Origin of the sequence: Roseburia intestinalis L1-82 (assembly GCF_900537995.1) — a bacterium.
Classification (GTDB): domain Bacteria; phylum Bacillota; class Clostridia; order Lachnospirales; family Lachnospiraceae; genus Roseburia; species Roseburia intestinalis.
Genome location: NZ_LR027880.1, coordinates 3,578,218 through 3,600,116 on the forward strand (window position 1 = coordinate 3,578,218; position 21,899 = coordinate 3,600,116).

21 protein-coding genes are annotated in these 21,899 nt (G+C 43.6%); 4 read left to right on the forward strand and 17 right to left on the reverse strand.

Translation table 11 applies throughout. The features are described from left to right. Nucleotides 1-9 precede the first annotated feature (9 nt). The 8 genes from RIL182_RS16830 to RIL182_RS16865 form a co-directional block, all read right to left on the reverse strand. Complete coding sequence (locus RIL182_RS16830) at nucleotides 10-726, reverse strand: LiaF transmembrane domain-containing protein (RefSeq protein ID WP_006858604.1); 717 nt, start codon at nucleotides 724-726, stop codon at nucleotides 10-12. After that, entirely contained in the window at nucleotides 723-1,181 is a 459-nt protein-coding gene (locus RIL182_RS16835; protein ID WP_022111912.1) for a LytTR family DNA-binding domain-containing protein, read from the reverse strand. Before RIL182_RS16835 ends, RIL182_RS16830 begins: the two co-directional genes overlap by 4 nt. A gap of 108 nt (nucleotides 1,182-1,289) precedes the next feature. Further along, entirely contained in the window at nucleotides 1,290-2,150 is an 861-nt protein-coding gene (locus RIL182_RS16840; protein WP_015522243.1) for an Mrp/NBP35 family ATP-binding protein, read from the reverse strand. Nucleotides 2,151-2,210: 60 nt separating this feature from the next. Beyond that, nucleotides 2,211-3,311, reverse strand: coding sequence for an S-methyl-5-thioribose-1-phosphate isomerase (gene mtnA / locus RIL182_RS16845; RefSeq protein WP_006858603.1), 1,101 nt, complete (start codon nucleotides 3,309-3,311; stop codon nucleotides 2,211-2,213). A gap of 176 nt (nucleotides 3,312-3,487) precedes the next feature. Next, nucleotides 3,488-4,084: a hypothetical protein gene (locus RIL182_RS16850; RefSeq protein WP_006858602.1), complete on the reverse strand. Its 597-nt coding sequence runs from the start codon at nucleotides 4,082-4,084 to the stop codon at nucleotides 3,488-3,490. Continuing rightward, nucleotides 4,081-5,274, reverse strand: a complete 1,194-nt coding sequence (locus RIL182_RS16855) for a serine hydrolase domain-containing protein (RefSeq protein WP_006858601.1) — start codon at nucleotides 5,272-5,274, stop codon at nucleotides 4,081-4,083. Before RIL182_RS16855 ends, RIL182_RS16850 begins: the two co-directional genes overlap by 4 nt. A 33-nt stretch (nucleotides 5,275-5,307) precedes the next feature. Further along, entirely contained in the window at nucleotides 5,308-6,465 is a 1,158-nt protein-coding gene (locus tag RIL182_RS16860; protein WP_006858600.1) for an alanyl-tRNA editing protein, read from the reverse strand. A 15-nt stretch (nucleotides 6,466-6,480) separates the two neighbouring features. Beyond that, on the reverse strand, nucleotides 6,481-6,870 hold the full coding sequence (locus RIL182_RS16865; RefSeq protein WP_006858599.1) for a hypothetical protein: 390 nt from the start codon (nucleotides 6,868-6,870) through the stop codon (nucleotides 6,481-6,483). A gap of 209 nt (nucleotides 6,871-7,079) precedes the next feature. On the opposite strand from RIL182_RS16865, the gene RIL182_RS22355 reads away from it, so the two are divergent. Further along, on the forward strand, nucleotides 7,080-7,220 hold the full coding sequence (locus tag RIL182_RS22355; RefSeq protein ID WP_006858598.1) for a hypothetical protein: 141 nt from the start codon (nucleotides 7,080-7,082) through the stop codon (nucleotides 7,218-7,220). Nucleotides 7,221-7,302: 82 nt separating this feature from the next. Here RIL182_RS22355 and RIL182_RS16870 read toward each other — a convergent pair whose 3' ends face one another. The 7 genes from RIL182_RS16870 to RIL182_RS16905 all read right to left on the reverse strand — a co-directional run bounded on the left by RIL182_RS16870 (nucleotide 7,303) and on the right by RIL182_RS16905 (nucleotide 14,418). After that, nucleotides 7,303-8,103 (reverse strand): shikimate kinase, encoded by an 801-nt coding sequence (locus RIL182_RS16870; protein WP_006858597.1) that lies wholly within the window; start codon nucleotides 8,101-8,103, stop codon nucleotides 7,303-7,305. 189 nt (nucleotides 8,104-8,292) lie between these two features. After that, complete coding sequence (locus RIL182_RS16875; protein ID WP_006856435.1) at nucleotides 8,293-9,324, reverse strand: TRAP transporter substrate-binding protein; 1,032 nt, start codon at nucleotides 9,322-9,324, stop codon at nucleotides 8,293-8,295. Nucleotides 9,325-9,337: 13 nt separating this feature from the next. Then, a complete protein-coding gene (locus tag RIL182_RS16880) occupies nucleotides 9,338-10,630 on the reverse strand; it encodes a TRAP transporter large permease (RefSeq protein ID WP_006856434.1) in 1,293 nt (430 codons plus the stop codon). Further along, nucleotides 10,631-11,236, reverse strand: a complete 606-nt coding sequence (locus tag RIL182_RS16885; protein WP_044998782.1) for a TRAP transporter small permease — start codon at nucleotides 11,234-11,236, stop codon at nucleotides 10,631-10,633. It lies immediately after the preceding gene. Nucleotides 11,237-11,446: 210 nt separating this feature from the next. Beyond that, nucleotides 11,447-12,211 carry a type I 3-dehydroquinate dehydratase gene (aroD, locus tag RIL182_RS16895; RefSeq protein WP_006856431.1) on the reverse strand — a complete coding sequence of 255 codons (765 nt, stop codon included), beginning with the start codon at nucleotides 12,209-12,211 and terminating at the stop codon, nucleotides 11,447-11,449. A gap of 37 nt (nucleotides 12,212-12,248) precedes the next feature. Continuing rightward, nucleotides 12,249-13,463: an MFS transporter gene (locus RIL182_RS16900; RefSeq protein ID WP_006856430.1), complete on the reverse strand. Its 1,215-nt coding sequence runs from the start codon at nucleotides 13,461-13,463 to the stop codon at nucleotides 12,249-12,251. Between the two features lie 79 nt (nucleotides 13,464-13,542). Then, on the reverse strand, nucleotides 13,543-14,418 hold the full coding sequence (locus tag RIL182_RS16905) for a shikimate dehydrogenase (RefSeq protein WP_006856429.1): 876 nt from the start codon (nucleotides 14,416-14,418) through the stop codon (nucleotides 13,543-13,545). A 254-nt stretch (nucleotides 14,419-14,672) separates the two neighbouring features. Between RIL182_RS16905 and RIL182_RS16910 the strand changes: the two genes are divergently transcribed. Then, the gene (locus RIL182_RS16910; protein ID WP_006856428.1) at nucleotides 14,673-15,554 is read left to right on the forward strand and encodes a LysR family transcriptional regulator; all 882 of its coding nucleotides are present in this window, start codon (nucleotides 14,673-14,675) and stop codon (nucleotides 15,552-15,554) included. Between the two features lie 58 nt (nucleotides 15,555-15,612). On the opposite strand, the gene RIL182_RS16915 is transcribed toward RIL182_RS16910, so the two are convergent. Further along, a complete protein-coding gene (locus RIL182_RS16915; RefSeq protein WP_172606721.1) occupies nucleotides 15,613-16,494 on the reverse strand; it encodes a LysR family transcriptional regulator in 882 nt (293 codons plus the stop codon). Nucleotides 16,495-16,844: 350 nt separating this feature from the next. Between RIL182_RS16915 and RIL182_RS16920 the strand changes: the two genes are divergently transcribed. Next, the gene (locus RIL182_RS16920) at nucleotides 16,845-18,845 is read left to right on the forward strand and encodes an oxidoreductase (RefSeq protein WP_006856426.1); all 2,001 of its coding nucleotides are present in this window, start codon (nucleotides 16,845-16,847) and stop codon (nucleotides 18,843-18,845) included. Between the two features lie 365 nt (nucleotides 18,846-19,210). Here the strand turns inward: RIL182_RS16920 and aroE are convergent, their stop codons facing one another. Next, nucleotides 19,211-20,080, reverse strand: coding sequence for a shikimate dehydrogenase (aroE, locus tag RIL182_RS16925; RefSeq protein ID WP_006856425.1), 870 nt, complete (start codon nucleotides 20,078-20,080; stop codon nucleotides 19,211-19,213). 1,228 nt (nucleotides 20,081-21,308) lie between these two features. Here aroE and RIL182_RS16930 point away from each other — a divergent pair. Continuing rightward, on the forward strand, nucleotides 21,309-21,746 hold the full coding sequence (locus RIL182_RS16930; RefSeq protein ID WP_015560247.1) for a GNAT family N-acetyltransferase: 438 nt from the start codon (nucleotides 21,309-21,311) through the stop codon (nucleotides 21,744-21,746). Nucleotides 21,747-21,899: the final 153 nt, after the last annotated feature.

Here is a 21,899-nt window from a genome sequence, read left to right on the forward strand (position 1 = left end):
TCTTACCGGTCAGATATAATAAATTTTGATTACTCCAAAATTTGCTGCCCCTCGCAGATACAGTGTTGCAACGCTGCTGCCTTCGCCGCGTCCTATTTCCTCCACTGCTCCAAAGGAACGCTTCAGTTCATTCTGCACTTTCCATTCTTTTGGTATATAGAGATTTGTCTCCCCAAAGTTATTTTCCACTTCGACCGACGCCGCTTCCCCTGCGATTATGGCATTGTCAAAATAAACGCTCATACTTCCAAAGTTATTTTCAAGCTGTGCATCGCAGAAATGCTCCGAATTGATATAACGGATGGCAGAGCCAAAATTATTTTCGCAGCGGATGTGTTCACCGCTGCACTGCTCACCGTTTGGCATACTCATTTGTTCATCCCAGTTTATGGTTTTTGTTTTCCAGTTTTTTCTTCGTACATCTTTAAAGATCATAGACAGACCGATACTTAAAAGCAATGCCGCACCAAGTATCGTCCAGCTTGTCAGTCCTAATTTTTCCAGCCCAAGAGGTTTTCTGTAAAGAATGCAGATAAAGGCTATTGCAAATACAATCGAATAAAAATTAACATCTTTTATCCCCTCAACAAACAGCCAGACAAACAGGACCGTCATAAAAATACCGGGCAAACCAACACCCAGTTCCATCCCTGTACTGCTGATCACCAGATACACTGCCGCAAGAAATATAAAAAATAATCCCCATGCAATATTTTTCTTTTTCATTGATGTAACCTTCTTTCTTCTAATTTGCTGATTAACGGTTTGTAATAATATCTAGAGACATACACCTTTTTGTGCGTGTTCTCAAATGCCACGACACTTGATGCCGTCAGGTTCCGATTAATGGAAAAAATATGAGAAGTATTTAAGATCGTCGATTTTGACACCCTCATAAAAAATCCCGGAAGTATTTCCTCTAATTCATACAGCTTGTATCCGGCCTCATACATATCATTTCCGGTGTGTGCCGCCACTCCATGATCCGCTGTCTCAAAGAACAAAATATCATTCATCGGAAGATAATACTCGGTATTTCCTTTGTAGAGGACGATCTTCTGGACTGCCCCGGCTGCCTCACTGACTGCTCTCTGAATGGCTGCAATCTGTTCTGTCATTCCACGGCAGCGGATAATGACTTCTTCCTCCGCCTGTTCATCCATTTCGATTTTAATTTTCATAACCTGTCTCCTTTTCTGTACTGACAGGTACATTATAAAAAACGAACCACCCGGTGTAAATGCTTTTACACCAAGTGGTTCGTTTTCCTATGGTAAGTGGTAAATTTTTTACATAATGCGGCTCATTGCGGAAAGTGCTCTGACAGCGGTCTGCAGATAAGGATTTTCTGTCTCATAGAATTTTCCTTCGTCTGCTTTTTCTGCAAATGCAGGATCTAACGGAATCTTTCCGAATACCGGAAGTGTCAATTCCGCTGCGACATCCTCGATATGGCTCTCGCCGAATAATTTGATCTCTTTTCCGCAGTCCGGACATTTTAAATAGCTGAAATTCTCGATCAGTCCAAGTACCGGAACGTGCATCATCTCTGCCATATTGTATGCTTTTTTAACGATCATCTGTACCAGTTCCTGCGGAGAGGTAACGATCACGATACCGTCGACCGGAAGTGACTGGAATACCGTAAGTGGTACGTCACCTGTTCCTGGCGGCATATCGACAAATAAATAATCAACATCTCCCCATACGGTCTCATTCCAGAACTGTTTTACCACACCTGCGATCACAGGTCCTCTCCAGATAACCGGATCTTCCTCATTGTCCAAAAGCAGATTGACAGACATTACTTTGATACCGTTTTCTGCTTCTAACGGGATCATTCCCTCCTCGGTACCGACAACCTGACCATGTACACCGAGCATTTTCGGGATGGACGGTCCTGTGATATCCGCGTCCATGATTCCCACTTTATAACCAGCCTGTTTCATGGCGCATGCAAGTGATGCAGTCACGAAAGACTTTCCTACACCGCCTTTTCCACTGACAACGCCAATTACTTTCTTTACATTCGAAGATGGATTCATCGGCTCTTTTGCGATTCCGTTTCCACCTTTTGCCTTGCTCGGACAGCCCTCACAGCTCTCCCTGCTGCAGCTTGATGCGCTGCTGCAACTACTATTCTCTGCCATGTCTCATACACTCCTTTTATCTTTATTCATTCTTACAGACATTTTTTATTCTGCCCTGTCTTATCTGCCTGATTCCTGTTCCCGCTTTTTAAATATCTCCTGCAGTGACTCCGTATACGGTGCTCTTGCAATTCCGTATTCTGTGACGATGCCCGCGATCAATTCATGATCTGTCACATCGAATGCCGGGTTGAACACTTTGACGCCCTCCGGTGCCATGCGCTCTTTGTACCACATCTCGGTCACTTCCTCCGCCGGACGCTGTTCAATGTGAATATCAGCTCCCGTCCTGGTGTTCAGATCAATCGTTGAGGTCGGCGCACAGATATAAACCGGGACGTTATAATATTTTGCCACCGCAGCAACCACGGAGGTTCCGATCTTGTTTGCCGTATCACCGTTTGCCGCCACACGGTCACAGCCGACAAATACCGCATTGACCCAGCCGTTTTTCATGACGGTTGCAGACATATTATCACAGATCAATGTGACATCCACTCCTGAGGACTGCAGTTCAAATGCCGTCAGCCTGGCTCCCTGTAACAGCGGCCTTGTCTCATCTGCAAATACTTTAAAATGATAGCCCTTCTCTTCTCCAAGATAGATCGGGGCTGTCGCTGTGCCATATTTGCTGGTGGCAAGCTGACCTGCATTGCAGTGTGTCAGGATACCGTCTCCCGGTTTCACCAACGTCAGACCATACTCTCCGATCTTCTTGCAGACACGGATATCCTCCTGCCAGATCTCAACTGCCTCCGCTTTGAGGTATCCTTTGATCTTTGACACATCTTCACCGGCATGTGCCTCTAAGACACCCTGCATCCGGTTTAATGCCCAGCTTAAATTGACCGCCGTCGGTCTTGCAGAATCTAAATACTCTTTTTGTTTTACAAACTCTTCATGAAAAGTATCATAATCTGATGCACTGCTCTGTTTTGCCAGAAGATAGATTCCAAATGCCGCTGCAACTCCGATTGCCGGAGCACCTCTTACCCTGAGCAGGTAAATGGCATCCCAGATCTCTTCCGCTGTCTTTAATGCAATCAGTTCTATGCTTCCCGGCAGCTTTGTCTGGTCAATGATAATGATCGCATTATTTTCATCATCCAGGCGCACCGTATCATAATTCATGATATTGTCATTTTCTTTCTTTTGCTGCATATGAATGACCAATGCCTTTCCTGTTTCTTTTTACACTTCTTTCTATTATACACGCTAAAGATATGATTTTAAAGCCTGCATACGGTACTTTTTAAGATACACAAAAAAGAAGACAGCATCTGCCCTCTGACATTATCTGCCCTCTTCTTTCAATGTCCACTTTCTTCCCTCTGTTTTTATGTACTGCTTTTTCCTCCAAAAAACCTTGAAAAGATCGAAAGTCTCCGCTTTTTTACCTCTTCTTTTTTCGGAAATCTCTCTTCCTCCGAATAATCCGGCACCCAGTCGATGTAAAATAAACGGTCATCCACATCCGTCCTTCCGTTAAAATGCCGGCACATATCCTTGATCACTTCCATCATGGCATCTGCCATCTTCTCCGCATCCTGCGCCATACGGTCACAAAACTCCATTCCGCGGTCCGGTCCCTCTTCTCCCCAGATGCAGTCATCACCGAGTACTCTCAATTTATTCAGACGATCTCTCTGATCCTTGACCATGCTAAAAAAACGACTTACTAAAACATTATGCTCTTCTTTATCCGTATAACACAAAAATTCCTCTAACAATGTACCTTCCGGGAAACCAATCTCGTAATAATCATTGTAAAAACGGCAGATCCGTTCTGCTGTTTTCCGGAACAGGATGCCGCTCTGCTGCGGCTCCTTCCAATAATGTGCTTCTGCATCCACAAGTTCTTTGTAGATCTCATCGTATGCCGCCTTGATTTTCGGATCTTTTATCTCACATTCCATCATAAAGTCAAAATTCATTCCCGTCTTCCTCCGCAAAGTTCACTCCAAATCACATTCTTTAAGCGTCTCGTCAGCGATGTTGTTCCCGCATCCTTAAGCTGCATGGTAAGAAGCATCGTAAGCCGGTCTTTCGGGCTGTTGCAGAAATATGCCCCAAGCCAGCCATCCCAGCCGTATTCTCCTATGGAAGTAAACATCGGAGATTTTCCCGGCTCTTTCTGGATTCTCAAAAGGTTTGCATAGGTATATCCGCGGATACCCTCCCAGCACTGGTCTAACACTTCCTGCTGCCATGACATGAGCGAGCCGTTTGTCATGTAATGTACTGTCTGCGGTTTTAAGATCTGTTTTCCCTGATAAGAACCTTCCTGCAGTAACATGGCTGCAAACTTTGCGTAATCGTCCAGTGTAGAGACCAGTCCTGCACCGCCAGATTCAAACGCCGGTACCTGTTCCATCGCATTCATGATACCAAGATGATTTTCCGTATAAAGTTCTAATCCCTGTTCCGTCCTCTGGTATACTTTTGCAAGGCGCTCCTGTTTGTTCTCTGGTACATAAAATGCAGTATCTTCCATGTCAAGTGGTTCAAAAAATTCTTCTTTCAGAAATTCGCCAAAAGTTTTTCCGCTGATGACCTCAATAACCGCCCCAAGCACATCTGCAGAGGTTCCATACTGGAAACTCTCTCCCGGCTGGAACTGAAGCGGTATCAATCCAAGACGGTTTGCAACCTCCTGCGTTGTCATCGCATCCTCCAGATATAAGTGTTCTTTGATCCTGTCAAAGAGCTTTTCCGTCTCCATGGAGCAGACACTTGTGACATCCCCGCCGTACATCAGACCGGATGTCATGTTAAGCAGATCACAGATCCTCACCGGCCGGACCGTCGGCACAAGTTTTCCGCCTGATGCCACGATCGCATTGTGAAATCCCGGCAAAAATTCTTCCACGAAAGCTCCTGGATCAAGCAGCCCGCGTTCCATCAAAAGCATGGCAGCCGCAGACGTGACCGGTTTTGTCATGGAATACAGCCTTGCAATCGTATCCCGTTCGTATTTTTTACCAGCTTCAATGTCTGCATAACCGTCGGCTGCAAATGCCATTTCCTGTCCATCCCGGATCACCACAATATTTGCTCCGGCAATCTCTTCTTTTTCCACTGCTGTCTCTATCAGCCGTTCTAACTTCTGACTTAATTCCTTCATATTCTAAACCCTTTTCCCTGACATATCTCTCTTTTACGCAAGCAATTCTCTTAAATCCTTCTCCTCTGCACTTACAGACCCCTGGATCATTGCAGCACTTCCGCCACCTCTTGCACCTGTTTTTTCACGCAGCAGTGTGGCGATCTCTCTGCAGTCTTTTGTTTTACTTCCTATAATAAAATTATAACCGCCCTCTTCTTTTTCCACAAAAATGCCGCAGATCCCGGCATGCGTTTCCACAAGTCCATTGATGGCGTTACGCATGACCGGAGTATCCAGATCCGTTTCAAATAAAAGTACATTTTCCTGATCCGCCGGGATCTCTTTCATCTTCTGCTCCACCAGCTTTTGCTTTGCCTGCGCCAGCTTATATTTCAGATCCTGGTTGGACTGTTTTAATTTTTCCACAAGTTCTGGCAGTAACTCCTGATTGGCGGAAAGTGTACCTGAGATAGAAGAAATTACCTGTGATTTTTTCCGTTCTTCCTCCAGTGCACGGAACCCACTCAAGATACTGATTCTGACACCACCTTTATAATTAGAAAGACTCTGTACGTTGAGCATGCCGATCTCACCGGTTTTCTTCACATGTGGTGCACAGCATGCACACACATCCACACCAGGGATTGTCACAATGCGCACCTGTCCTTCGATTTCGATCTTGCTGCGGTAATCAAGTGTTTTCAATTCTTCTTTTGACGGATAGGTAATCTCGACCGGAAGATTTTTCACGATCACTTCGTTGGCTGCCGTCTCAACTTCACGTACCTCATCCGCAGTTAAAACACCGTTAAAATCCATCGTGACGATATTGTCGCTCAGATGAAACCCGACATTGTCATATCCAAATCTGCTGTGTACAATCCCGGAAAAAATATGTTCTCCGGAATGCTGCTGCATATTATTAAAACGGTGTGTCCAGTCAATGATCCCGTGTACGGTCTCCCCAACGGCAAGCGGTTCTTTTAAGCTGTGTGTGATCACATCTTTTTTGATCTGCACATCCGTCACTTCGATGCCATCTATCGTCCCTTTATCCGGACTCTGTCCGCCCTCTTCCGGGAAGAAAAGTGTACGGTCCAAAATCACATGATAACCGCTCTCCTTCTTCTCCTGGTATGCTTCACAGGATATAACCTTTGCATCAAACTCCACCGCATATGCATCCTGGTCGTATAATTTTTCTGTCATGCTTTTCCTCTTTTCCTACTGTAATACTGGCGTAAAATCCTCAGTGTCTCCGCAGAAAAGTCCTCCTAAAGAAGCTACGATCTTGTTCATCGCCTTCTTTGCAGTCTCAAATTCTTCCGGTTTTAAAGTGACTAGAAATACATTTTCACAGCCATGTTGCTTTGCAAATGCTGCCGTGATTTCATCTTTTGCCGGAATCTTTGTCCATTCGATATCAAGTGTTGCCCCGTCATTTAATCCTATTTCCAGTACTCCTGCATCTTCCCAGATCTCTACCTCATAATCGTCTGTCAGTACCTCATAAATGCTGCGCACCGTCACATTTGCAGGTGCAAAATATAACCATTCTCCCGGTGCAGTGCTCTTTTCTTTTTTAATTTTCTCCGGTTTACTCTGCCGTTTCATCGGATTTCCCTCCGTTTCCTGCTCTACGCTTTAGTATAGCATAATCTGACATTTTTTCTACTTATATTTCCATCTTTTTCTTATATAATGACATGTATACAGTATATGAAAACATACAGGAGGCACACAGTATGGAAGCATCAAATGTTTATTTCACATCTTTTAAGGCAACGGAGCATGAGAATCTGCTCTAGAAACTGCATCGTCTTATGAAAACTGCGGGGTTTGAGACGATCGATTTTACCGACAAATACGCTGCGATCAAAATCCATTTTGAATGGAAGAGCTGCATTGCGCATGCTGTTAAGATTGGACTTGGAAGTGATCAATATAAGCTGATTACGATTTAGTTAGGAATTTTTGTAGATTCGTGGACAAAAGGCGGTCACAGCCGTTAGTCTGTGACCACCTTTTTCTATTTACTGCAGATGTCTATGCTTCTGCTTCTTTCGCATTATCCAGTGCGATCAGTTTGGAGATGATCTCCTCGCAGATCTGGGTGACGTTTTTTCCATCTGTGGCAACGGTGATGTCCGCGACTGCTTCATAACGGTCTTTTCGTTTATCCATAAGACCACTGATGAATTCAACGTTCATGTTATTGTTTAAGATCGGGCGCTCGTCGCTGTCTTTGACACGCTCGTAGATAGTTTCCGGTTTTGCGGTGAGTAATACGACACGTCCATTCTTTTTCATGTGATCGGTGTTTTCTTCTCTCATGACGACACCACCACCACAGGAAACGATCGTCTGTTTTCTTTTCTGCAGCTCGATTAAGGTGTTGCTCTCTAAGTTACGGAAGTATGCCTCACCGTATTCGTCAAAGATCTCAGAAATGGACATGCCCTGTTTTTCTACGATCATCTGGTCCATCTCCACGCGGTCCATCTCAAGTTTATCTTTCAGTTCTCCGGCGATCGTACTCTTTCCGGCTCCCATGAATCCAATCAGGAAGATGTTGTAGTCAAACAGACTCTTTGCCTGGATACGGCGGCTGTTTTTCATGATATATTTGAAAATATCAAGGATCTCTTCCTCGAACTCATTGTCACCGAGTTTGTTCTTTAATGCGTCGGTCTGTTTCTTCTCCTGTTCCGGCTGTAAGATTGGAATACCGGTTGCTTTCTTATAAGAAATAATTTCCTGTATATATGACATTCGAACTGCAAGCTGTTCGATGATGATATCATCACATTCTCCAATTTTCTCACGGATCGCTTCTATCTTATCCATTATAATCCTCCTTGTTTTGCGGAGCAAAATGCGACTGCCACTGCAGGAGCAGAGGATTTTCCTCCTGGTTTTCCTCCCTGTTTTATAAAAAGCATTATAACAAGATGTGACACATTCCGCAAGCAAAATATTTTAGTACTTTAAAGTATTTATGTTTTAAAGTGTATAATATCATTTCCGACATGTTTTCTACTCGATCACACCTTTCATATCGCCAAGATATGCATCGACCAGATCCTCTGATACATTTTTTTCAATTGACTCATATACCGGCTTGCAGAGTTCTCTGATCTGTTCATGCATTTCATCATTCAATGAAATAATCTGTGTACCGCTTTCCTCGATTGTCTGGATACGGGATGCGATACGCTCATCCGACTGCTCTCTCGCATATTCTTTCGCTGTCTCCGCAGCCTCTCTGATGATTTCCTGCTGCTCGCCGGTCAGTCCTTCAAAAAACTCATCACTGACGATCAGTGAGATCAGATGCGGCAGATGGTTTGTCTCCACGACATAATCCTGCTGCTCATATAATTTATTAGAAACAATGACCTCATACGGATTTTCCTGCGCATCGATGGTTCCCTGCTGCAGTCCGATATACACCTCGGAAAATGTCATCGGTGTCGGGCTGGCACCAAGCGCTTTCCAATATGCCATGTGATAGGAATTTTCCATGGTACGGATCTTCTGTCCCTTAAAATCAGAGATTGACTGCACATTGCGGTTTGTGGTCATCACACGGAATCCCTGGTCGGCATATCCTAAAAGGACATATCCGGCATCCCCGTATACCTGCTGCATCATGGAAAGGAAATCCGGGTTATCCACATGTTCCCGCACTTCGTCGATCGTTTCAAACACTGCCGGCATATCAAATACTGCAACATCCGGCATAAAAGTCACCTGCGGTGCCGTATTTTGTACCACAAACGGGATATCACCCTCTTTACAGGACTCTAACAACTCTCTGTCTCCGCCAAGTACACTGTTTGGATAAACAGAAATCAGCATCATCCCGCCGCTCAAACGCTCCACTTCCTCTGCAAATTTTTCTGCATAGATCTGTGTGACCGTATCCTCCGGGCTTGAACTTCCAAGCGGCCACGCATAACGCTGCACTTTTGCCTGATCCTGTGTATCTTTATTCCCGCAGCCACTTGCAAAAAGTACTGCCCCTGCAAGGAAACCGCATAATATCTTTTTCTTACAATTCTTCAAGTTTTCGCCCTCCTTATGAAAGCAGACAGAGACTGATCGCCGGAATAAATGTGATCAGAAGCAGTGCAAGCATGAAATATCCAATCATCGGCATTGCCTTCTTTGCGATCTGCATCATCGGCACATTGGTAAGTGAACTTGCCACAAACAGGTTGACGCCGACCGGAGGTGTGACAAATCCAACCGCAAGATTTACGATCATCATGACACCGAAATGGATCGGATTCATTCCGACATGTTCTACAATCGGCAGTAAGATCGGACTTAAGATCAGAATCGCCGGGGTCGTATCCATGACCATACCAACAATCAGAAGTACCACGTTGATGACAATAAGCAGTACGATCTCATTTGAGAAATGTGTCATGATCCATGCACTGACATCCTGCGGTACCTGCATCAGCGTGAGCACACGCGAAAACGCGGTAGATGTTGCAAGAATAAATAAGATCGGCGCATAGGTTTTCATCGCCTCCACCATAATGCCCCAGATCTGTTTTACTTTAATAGATCTGTAAATGAACAGACTGACAAACAGGGAATAAAATACGGAGATGACAGCCGCCTCCGTCGGGGATGCCACACCGGAATAAATACAGCCAAGCACGATCACGGGGCTTAAGAGCGCCCAGATACTCTCTTTTAAAATGTTAAAGAATCCTTTTGCTTTGAGCTGATCCATTTTCGCCTGGATCTTCTCTCTGTCCTCACCGTGACGGCGGCAGTAATAATATGCGTAAAAGATCAGCAGTGCACTGATCATCATGCCCGGTACGATACCTGCCAAAAACAGCTCACTGACTGATTCACCGGTCGCCATCGCATACATGATAAACGGGATACTCGGCGGGATGATAACGCCAAGACCGCCCGCCACCGCAACGATCGCCGTGGAAAAATCTTTTTCATAGCCAAGTTCGATCAAAAGCGGAATCGTCATACTTCCGACCGCAGCAACGGTCGCCGGTGCAGAACCTGAAATTGCTCCATAAAACAGACAGGTAATGATCACTGCACATGGTATTCCCGCTCTTTTGTTTCCAAGGAAATAAACAAATACATCAAATAATTTTTCTGAAATTTTACCGTGCGCCATAAGGATTCCCGCAAGCACGAACATCGGCACTGCAAGCAGCGGGAAACTGTCGATTCCTCCGACCATGGAACGGATGACATACCCTGCACTTGCCGTAAATGAAGCGTCAAATGCGCCCGGCAGCACAGCCACAATTCCAAGTGAAATAGAGATCGGAATTGCGATCACAAGACATATTGCAAAAATAATAAAAACAACAACTGCTGACATCTATTTCTCCTTTCTAACTGTAACACCTGATTTGTCCATATTTGCAGCATCCGCATGCTCCGGATTTTCAACGACTGCCTCCTCGATCACAGAGGCAATATCGCCCTCTTCTAACGGTTTCTTTTCTTTTCCAAGTAAAATGCGCCACTCACCAAACCAGCGCTGTACGATGCGGAACGCTGTTAAAATAAAACAGAAAAACGGGGCTGACTGCACATAATACATTGGCAGACCACACGCCGGGCTGACCTGTCCGCTCTCTATCGTTGCTTTTAAATATAGAAAGGAGAAAGGGATCAGATAGACAAAAAATACAAACTCTACCGTGAGATTCGTAATCTTAAAAATCGTTTTTCCACGTTTCGGAAACATTTTGATGAACTGATCAACTTTGATTGAAATGCATTTTCTGGTACAGAGACTTACACTTAAAAATGCAGACCATATAAACAGATATCTGGTGATCTCCTCCGACCACGAAAGCGATACTCCAAGAATATATCTGGAAAATACCTGACACCCCATAATTAACGTCATAGCCGTTAACATGAGAACCATCAGGATTTCTTCAAGACTTTCGTCTATGACATGAATAAACTTTTTCATGCAGCCTTTTCTCCTTCCCTCGTATAACTTTTTTGACATACAGATTCGCTCATTTATTATTATATCCTATCAGATTTCTCTGGTTTTTTTCAAATTTGATTTCCTGTGAATTAAAAAACCGGGTGTCAAAAGACACTTCATTTGACATCCGGTTTTTGTTACTTATGAGAATTGTCTCGATACGGGACATCCTTTTCAAAAATACGCTTATTACATACTCTCATGGATCAGATTTAAAACAGTATTTAAATCTGCTGCGTTCATCTGTCCCGGTGCAGATGCTTTTCCAACTGCGCCAAAGGTCAGTGCAGAACCGAATACTTCACCACACAGACGGCTGATCAGACCGGTTCCTGCCATAGACATAGTGATGATCGGTCTGTCTGCATATTCAGATACCATCTCTTCCGTTGCTGCAAGAAGTGTTAAGACATCTCTTTTGTTCTGCGGCATTACAGCGATCTTCGGGATATCAGCATCTAATTCCTGCATTTTGCGGAGACGTCCAACGATATCATCTTTGTCCGGTGTCTTGTCAAAATCATGGTTAGAAGCGACAACTGCCACACCCGCTTCATGTGCAGCTTCGATGATCTCTTTCACATAAGAATCACCTGTGAAAGCTTCCACGTCAACTAAGTCAACCAGTCCGGTTGCTGCTGCTTTTTTGTTTAACTCTACATAAACATCCGGCTCGATTGCTTTCTCGCCACCCTCTTTTGAGGTACGGAAAGTGAACAGGATCGGTGTATTACCAAGTGCCGGACGCAGATCTTTTAACACGTCCTCTACCTGAGCGAAATCGAACACGCCGTCAAACCAGTCAACACGCCACTCAACAACGTCCATCTTTACATCTGCAAAAGACTTTGCTGCTGCAAGGATCTCTTCTTTTGTTTTGCCAACGATCGGTACGCAGATTTTTGGTACGCCTTCACCGATTTTCACACCACGAACTTCTACATATGAACTCATTATTTTTCCTCCTGTTTTTACTTTAATAGATCTTCTCCTAATTATCTGCCTGTGCCTGCTCAACCATACTTGTGTAACGAAGGTTTACAAATAATCCCAGTACCACACCGATTGTTGTCAGCACGATATTCATAACCATAACCTGTGAAGGCTGCATTTTGGATGCTGCTGTCAGGATCGTGTAGTTACACAGAGAAGATGCGATCATAACCAGTGCAGTTACCGTTCCTTTGATTTTCGGGAAAAGCATGTTGCAGACTGATGTAGCGATCTGAAGTAATCCGCCTGCGCCTGCCCAGCCGATTAAGAATGCACCTGCGATCATAAGAGGCTGGCTCTTTCCGACTAATACAACAACCAGAGTAGCCAGACAAATTACCGGGTAAATCAGAATAAATCTGACGTCTTTAATTTTTCTTGTCAGTAATGCAGTTACGATCAAAGCAAGCATGGTTCCTGCGGAATAGTAAGTCTGCATAATGGAAGGATCTGTCCAGCCCACATTTTCTTTTGCAAAGTTCTGTGCGCAGTTTAACCAGAGCTGGAATGTACCGGTACAGGTGAATCCGATCAGGATCATCGCAACAGACTCGATGGAAAAATGTGTATGTTTTAAGCTGGCGATCAGTCCTTCTTTTTCTCCCGCTGCCTTCTGATCCGCATCCGGAAGAGGGAAAAGCATTACCAGTACTAATAATACAATATAAATGATACCACATCCAAAGAATAATGTGTTATAAGATGTAAGACCTGCTGCTGTTGTTGCTACGGTTGCGCCAAGTACGAACGGCAGGATCATCTGTGCGATTGCAATGAAAAATTTAATTCCCATCGTTGCAACACCCGGTGCTTTATAAATGATCTCACCTACAGCCGGGTAAATTCCGGTATCAAGGAAAGAGTTGGCAATACCACCAACGATTGCGCAGATATATGCAATCTGATATCCGCCATTTGTTCCTGCATTAAATGCAAGCGCAAGTCCGATTAAGTATATCGCATAAGAACCGCTTCCGATTGCAGTGGAGATACGGCGGCCTAACTTATCAGAAAGAGGACCTGCAAATGGAAGTGCGATCAGTCTGCCCAGTCCAAGTGCCGCAGAAATGGCTGTAATTGCCATAGCCTCTACACCCCAGGATGCTGCAAGTGCTTCCTTGATCACTGCCTGTCCTAAAATAGAACATCCGACACCATGGATAAAATAATTTAAATAAAGAATCAGTGCGCTCGGTAAATATTTTTTGTTCATTGATTTTCTCCTCAATTTGGTTTGTGATGCAGCGGCATTTTTTCATACCGCCGCATGGGGTTGTGATTGGGGGGGTATTTTATTCGTATTTGATGTTTAATACTTCTTTCATGTGCTCGATCGGCATATCTTTTCCAGTCCAGAGTTTGAATGCTGCTGCACCCTGAAATAACATCATGCCAAGACCGTTCATTGTCTTACATCCAACTTCTTTTGCCATAGAACGCATCTTTGTCTCAAGCGGAGAGTAAGGAACGTCTACAACGATCAGTTCCGGACGGAAGAAAGATTTGTCAGGAACAACGGACATTCCCTCTAATGGTTTCATACCAACACCTGTTCCGTTTACGAAGATGTAGGAATCTGCCATCTCTTCTCTTAATTTCTCTTTGTCGTCTAAATCATAAAGAGTTGCTTTGCAGTTTGTTCTCTCGTTGATCTTTTTCACAGTTGCCTCTGCGTTCTCCCAGAATTTATCATGAATATTGAAGATAGAAATCTCTTTTACTCCGTCTAATGCAGCCTGGATCTCGATTGCTGTTGCAGCTCCGCCGGCACCTGCGATGGTCATTTTCTTTCCGATCACGTCGATGTCGTTGTCTTTTAAGGACTGCATAAATCCGATACCGTCTGTGATATGTCCTGTTAATACACCATTCTCATTTACAATCGTATTAACAGCTCCGCAAAGCTCTGCAGCCGGTGATAATTTATCAAGGTACTGGCCAACAACTGTTTTGTTTGGCATGGATACATTAGATCCAACCATCTTTAATGCACGAAGACCTTTGATCGCATCTTCTAATGTGCTGTTGTCAACCTCGAATGCAAGGTAAGCATAGTCAAGTCCTAAATATGCAAATGCCTCATTGTGCATTGCCGGTGAACTGGAATGTCTGATTGGGTAAGCCATTAATCCGATAAGCTCTGTGTGACCTGTGATTCTCTCTGCCATAGTAGTGTTCTCCTTTTTTCTTTTTGCATGATTTTCTTATTAGTTTCATGTTTTTAACATTACCTGCCCGCTTTGTTAAAAACTTAACAACCTCTGATATATTTATTATACAACGCTTTTTTTAATACATCCAATGCTAATTTCATGCTTTTTTAGTAGCTCTAATGTATTAATTATGATATAATCTGTACAAAAACAAAGTTTTTATTTTATAATCCATAGATATTATCTATCATTTATAAGGAGATCTATACATGACACTCAATCAGTTGGGTTATTTTTACCAGGCAGCCGTCCTTCAGCACTTCAATCAGGCGGCAGAAAAAATAAACATTTCCGAGCCAAGTTTAAGCCGTTCCATCACCGCTTTAGAAAATGAGCTCGGCGTCACACTTTTCGAAAAACGCGGGCGCAATGTGACACTCACAAAAGCCGGTGAGATTTTTTTAGAGCATGTCACACAGATTTTAGACGATGTGACACGTGCCTCCAATAAAATGCAGCAGATTGCAACCAACGGCGGACATATCGATATTGCTTATGTTTCCCCGCTTGCACGTGAATTTATTCCGAATACTGTCCGCTCATTTCTTTCCTTAGAGCAGAATAAAAATATTACATTTCACTTTTTTCAGGATATCACTTCCATGAATATAGAAGGTTTAAAGAAAGGTTCTTATGATCTGATCTTTGGTTCTTACTCTGCAAATGAACCAAATATTGAGTTTATTCCTATTATAAAGCAGGACCTTGTAGCGATCCTTCCTATCGGACATCCTCTCTGTAAAAAAGATGAGATTGAGGCCGGAGATTTTCAAAAATACCCGGTTCTTGGATATGCAAGGCATTCCGGTCTCGGAAAATATACGCGTAATTTTTTTAAGGAGCATGGTGTGCTCCCGAATTTTATCTGCGAATCGCCGGATGAAAACGGAATTGCATCGCTCGTGGCGAAAGACTTTGGGATAGCCCTTGTCGCAGACGTGGATACGATCCACAGGGATGACATCTGCATCCGTCCGCTGATCTCGCAGGAAACATTTTCACATACTGTGTATATGGGATATATGCGCGGGAAATATCAGCTGCCGGCGGTACAAAGGTTTATCCAGTTTGTGCGGAGGATGTATCATTGATGGGATGGCGGTCAGCCTGCGCAAAACTCTTTTCAGGCTGTGAATGTTGTGAGACTCGCTACTCTGTCTCCTGCATAACGAACTGGATGAAGGATTTTGCGACCGGGGAGAGATAGCGTTTTTTCATGGTGGCGAGGTAGACATGGCGCTCGTACTCCGGGTTTGTGATGGTCAGGGTTTTGACGTCAAGTGTTTTTAAGATTGGAATATCCGGCATGACTGCAATGCCAAATCCCTGAGCGACGAGTCCTGCCATACTGCCATCTTCTTCTATTTCAAATGCGATCTTTGGGAATACACTGATCTGTTCATACATCTGATCGACAACCGGGCGCAGTCCGCTTCCCTTCTGAAAATAGATCTGTGGATAATCCACCGTATCTTTTAAATCCACGCTGTCGTACATGGCAAGCGGGTGATCTTTTGGCACGGCAAGCACCAACTTCTGATCGCCGATCTGCCGGAAATCAATGTCCGGCTCCCCATCCTGATAGGAGGAAAACACCATATCATACTGGTCGTTTTTGAGCCCCTCTATGATATCTCCGGTCTTTCCAACAATAAAATGAAAGTCAATATGATAATCCGGATAGGCATCTAAGAATCTCCGCACCATCTTCGGCACAAACGTGCTTCCAAGGGTATAGATGTAAGCGAGATGTATCATACCTTCTTTGCTTCCATTTAACTCTTTCGTCCGCTGCACGCCCTCCTCTAATACTTTTAAAGATTCCTCCACATATGGAAGGAAAATTTTTCCATATCGTGTCAGAACCACATTTCTGCCTTTTTTTTCAAATAACCTTGTCCCCAGTTCCTGCTCTAACTGCGCGATCGCATGGCTTAAAGACGGCTGCGTGATCGATAAGATCTGCGCCGCTCTCGTATAATGTTCTTCCTTCGCCAACGTTCTAAAATACTGTAACTGACTTAAATTCATGAATCCATCTCCCGGTTTCTTCCGAATATGCATGTGCCTGCTGCGCACAACATCATATTATAAGGATAGCAATCTTACCAATCAGAATCAATAGAGAAATTCTATCATTTTGTCCAAAAAAACGAATTAGATTTTTTCCCTGTTTCAGGGTACATTAAATACAGAAAGAGCACACAGACTTTTTCATTGTTAAAAAAGTAACTATCTAAAACATAATTATCTGCCCGCCCAAAACTGCACGACTACCGCGCCATGTTTTCTGACATTCCAAAAGCTATGCTGCAGTTTTCATTATCCAACAATCTCAGCCACACACAATTTATTCATTTAAATGCAAAGGAGATTTTATCATGAAAAACAAATATCCTCATATTTTTGAGCCAATGACCATCCGTCGTATGACCGTAAAAAACAGAATCGTTATGACACCAATGGGAACAAACTATGGTGAGCAGAACGGTGAAATGAGTTTTCTTCATATTAATTATTATGAGCAGCGTGCAAAGGGCGGCACAGGCCTTCTGATTGTCGAGAACGCAAGCGTTGATTCCCCACAGGGTTCTAACGGTACGACACAGCTCCGCATCGACTTAGACAACTATATTCCGCGTCTGTTCAAATTATGCGAAAACGTACACAAACACGGTGCATGTATCGCAATCCAGTTAAACCATGCAGGTGCATCCGCAATGTCTTCCCGTATCGGAATGCAGCCGGTTTCCGCTTCTGATGTTCCTTCCAAGGCAGGCGGAGAAATCCCTCGTCCATTAGAGAAAGATGAGATGATGCACATCGTTAAAAAATACGGTGAGGCTGCAAAGCGTGCCCAGATCTGTGGATTTGACGCCGTAGAGATCCATGCAGGACATTCCTACTTAATCAGCCAGTTCCTCTCTCCTACCACCAACAAGAGAACAGATGAATTTGGCGGTTCTGCAGAAAACCGTGCAAGATTTGCAAAATTAGTCATCGAGGAAGTTCGTAAACAGGTTGGACCTTTCTTCCCGATCTTCGTCCGTATCAGTGCTGACGAAATGGTAGAGGGTGGAAATACCTTAGAGGATACTTTAGAGTATTTACAGTACTTCGAGAAAGAAGTCGATGTATTTGACGTTTCCTGTGGTCTGAATGGTTCTATCCAATACCAGATCGATGCAAACTATTTACCGGACGGCTGGCGTTCTTACATGGCAAAAGCTGTAAAAGAAAAATACGGCAAACCATGTATGACTGTTGGTAATATCCGTGACCCGAAAGTTGCTGAAGATATCTTAGCAAAAGGCGACGCTGACTTTATCGGAATGGGACGTGGACTGATCGCTGATCCGGAATGGGTCAACAAAGTTGAGTTCGGAAAAGAATGTGATATCCGCAAATGTATTTCCTGTAACATCGGATGTGCAGGACACCGTATCGGTTTAAACCAGCCGATCCGTTGTACCGTAAACCCGGCTGTCAACTCCGGCGAAGATTACATGAAACATAAGATCAACAAACCTTGCAACGTTGTAGTCATCGGTGGCGGTACTGCAGGTTTAGAGGCAGCCTGCACTGCAGCAGAAGTCGGATGTACCACCTTCTTAATTGAGAAAAAAGCTGAGCTTGGCGGACTTGCTTCCGTGATTTCCAAGATCCCGGATAAGAAACGTTTAGCTGACTTCCCGAACTATATGATCCACCGTGCAAGCAAGCTTCACAACTTATTCATCTTCAAGAATACAAGCACTACACCGGAATTAGTAAAGAGCTTAAACCCGGATATCATCGTAAATGCAACCGGTTCTGTTCCTACTTTACCACCGATCACCGGTCTGCATGATCTTGTCGACAAAGATGACAGCAATGTTGCTACCGTATTAAAGATGATCGACCGCATCAACGAGTATCCTGAAAAAATGGATGGTCAGAAAGTTGCAATCATCGGTGGTGGTGCCGTAGGTCTCGACGTGATGGAATTCTTTACCGAGCGCGGTTCTGACGTAACCATGGTAGAGATGCTTCCAATGATCGGAAACGGTCTTGATCCGGTTACAAAATGTGATACAAATGCCAAAATGGCAAAATACAACGTAAAACAGATGACCAACACTGCTCTGCAGGAAGTTCAGAACGATCGTTTCATCGTAAAGAATCCTCAGGGTGAGATCGAAGAAATTCCATTTGATTATGGTTTCATCTGCCTCGGAATGAGAGCAAACAACCCTGTATTAGACCAGTTAGAGGAAGCTTTCGCAGATACTAACGTAGAAATCATAAATATCGGTGACAGCAAACGTGCAAGAAGAATCATTGAGGGTACTGAAGAGGGACGTAATATCTTAAACGTACTTGCAAAACATGATTATCTGTAAGATATGATAAGACTGCCGATCGAAGCAAGTGTAAATCACGATCATATGTTGATTTTTCACATGATATGATTACAGAATGGGCGTAACTTTCTTCTTTCCTATTTGTTTCACCCATAAATGCTGAATTTTCCCCTTCAAAATAATTAAAATGGGTGTATACCACTCATAATGAAGAGAATAGCCCGGGATTTCCAAAAATCCTGGGCTATTTACACATGAAACATATTTTTTTCATCCAATATGTTTCATTTTTCTCTAATTATACCCTGAAAACGGGCAAAACCAATCTGCATGATCCATTTTTCGCCCAACCAGACTTCCCATTCCTGGTTAAGGCGTTTCTTCGTACCATCCACCGATATATCCTAGCTGAAGAATAATTTCTTCACATCCTCAACCGGCATATCCTGTCCGGTGTAAAGTTTGAATGCGGCAACTCCCTGCCATAACAACATTCCCTTTCCTCCGACACAGGTACATCCTGCTTCTTTTGCCTCGCGAAGGAGTTTTGTCTCTTCCGGATTGTATACTGCATCTGCAACGACAAGTCCCGGACGGAATGCAGACAGGTCCTTTACAACACTCTGGTCATCCATCGGCTTCATTCCAACGATCGTGGCATTGGCAAAGATATCACTTGACTGGATCTCTTCTGTCATCTTTGCAGTATCTGCAATGTCATATACATTGACCACACACTCCGGCACTGCCTTTTTGATCTTCTCTGCCGTCTGTAAGGTTCTCTCAAAGAATGCATCCTTGATATTGAAAATAGAGATTTCTCTCGCACCGTCTAAGGCACACTGTACCTGAATGGCTGTCGCAGCACCACCGCCTCCGGCTACTGTGATCTTTTTGCCTTTGATCTCAATGCCATGATCTCTTAAGTTATGTACGAATCCCTCGCCGTCTGTGATGTGACCGGTCAGTTTTCCGTTATCATTGACGATTGTATTGACAGCACCGATGATCTGCGCTGCCGGTGAAAGCTCATCCATGTATTTTGCAGCCTCAACCTTATCCGGCATGGTAACATTGCAGCCACGCATGTTGAAAGTCTTCATTGCAGCGATCGCATCTTTTACCTTGTCCTCTTTTATATCAAAAGCCACATAAGCATAGTCTAATCCCAGCTTCTCAAAGCTGTAATTGTACATCGCCGGTGATCCTGAATGACCGACCGGTGAACCGATCAATGCTAAAAGTCCTGTGTGGCCTGAAATGCGCTTTTCCATGATTTAATCCTCCTGTTTTGTATACTTTTTGGTATATAATACCTTTTGCTGCCTTATTTTAGTAACATGATAGCTTCTTTTTCGGAGAATGGCAAGTACTTTTTTTATTTAAAGCGTTAAAGCATCCTGAAAAATACAATTTGACAGAACCGGTTGTATTTCTTAAAATAATTTGTGTGTTTTTTCACCCAATAAATGATGGTTTGTTTATGAAATAAATTGCCCACCCAAATGGTGTGTTGTAGGTCTGTGAGCGACATCTTGCGCAAAGCCGGAGTTAATTTGGGTTCCGTTGTACGAAAATAAGAAAAGCTAGGTCTGCCTGATTTAGGTTATGGCGGAGTGACGTGACCGGCGTTCAACGAGCCATCCTTGGCTCGTGAAGCCTTGTTCTGCCATCCGTGGCAGAACATCACTGTGTAACTACAGGCAGACCAAGTTTTTCTAATTTTCTCCCAAAGTCACAAAATTAGCTTCGGCTTTGTGCAAGATGCCAGCCTCCAGGTTGTGAACACCATTTGGGTGGGCGGTTCATCTCAAAATTGGGGGCGTAAGTGCAAATTTTTGATATTCACATTATGCCTATAATCTGCTTATGATCCTAATGTACTGTATCATTGATATTCAGCCTGATGACTTGTCTGAAGTTTCATCTGCTATGTCGCATTACATTAATCATTTCGTAAATTACCAGACTAATAATGCAGATTATTAGTCCAAGTATGTATGGTTAAAAGCATAGATATAACAGATTGCGTCGAGGTTTTTCGACATTTTTAAAATGAACGTCACAAAAATTTACGCACCCCCAAGGTTGTAAAATGAGTTCCCCGGCGAAGGGTGGTTCACAACCTTGCGGCTGGCAAATTGCATCAAGCCGAGACCTGTTTTGTGACTTTGGGAGAAAATTAGGCAATCTTAGTCTGCCTGTCCGTAACACAGTGTTGTGCTGCCATGGACGGCAGCACAAGTCTTAATGTGCCCGGATGGCACATTTAAGACACACACGTCACTCTGCCACAATCTGAACCAGGCAGCCTTAGATTGTCTTATTTTCGGACAACGGAAACAAAACATTCCCGGCTTGATGCAATTTGCCAATCGTAAACCCCCCGGAACCACCCTACACAGGGAAACTCATGTCACCCACAAACCAATATTTGCCGGGCAGCGCATTCATATATACTTGTCAGAAAACACATCAATTTTTCTTAAATGGAGGATAAAAATGAACAGTATCATAAGACCTATGACACCTAAAGACAAAAACAGTGTTCTTGAAATGATGCGTGTATTTTACGCATCCCCGGCGGTTTTTACTAACGGATCCGATGATATTTTCCGCACCGATATTGAAAACTGCATCAATGACAATCCATATCTGGAAGGCTATATTTTTGAGGTTTCCGGCGAGATCCAGGGCTATGGCATGATCGCAAAAAGCTTTTCCACAGAATTTGGCAGGCCATGCATGTGGATCGAGGACATTTATATCAAGGAATCCTGCCGTGGGGCCGGCATCGGAAGCAAATTTATCGACTATATCGGGGAAAAATACCCGGACGCCATCCTGCGGCTGGAGGTGGAAGAAGAAAATGAACGGGCCGTCAATGTATATAAGAAAAATGGATTTTCATTTCTGCCTTATCTGGAAATGAAAAAATAGGCTCTGTTCCTAGGTTTCTCTGAAATAATTAAATTGTTACAAGACATTAATAACAAACTTAAATAATACAATTTATATACATATGATTGTGGAATGCTCCGCGAACATCCCAAAAATATGTATAAGAGGGTGAAAACACAGAATTTCCGTGTT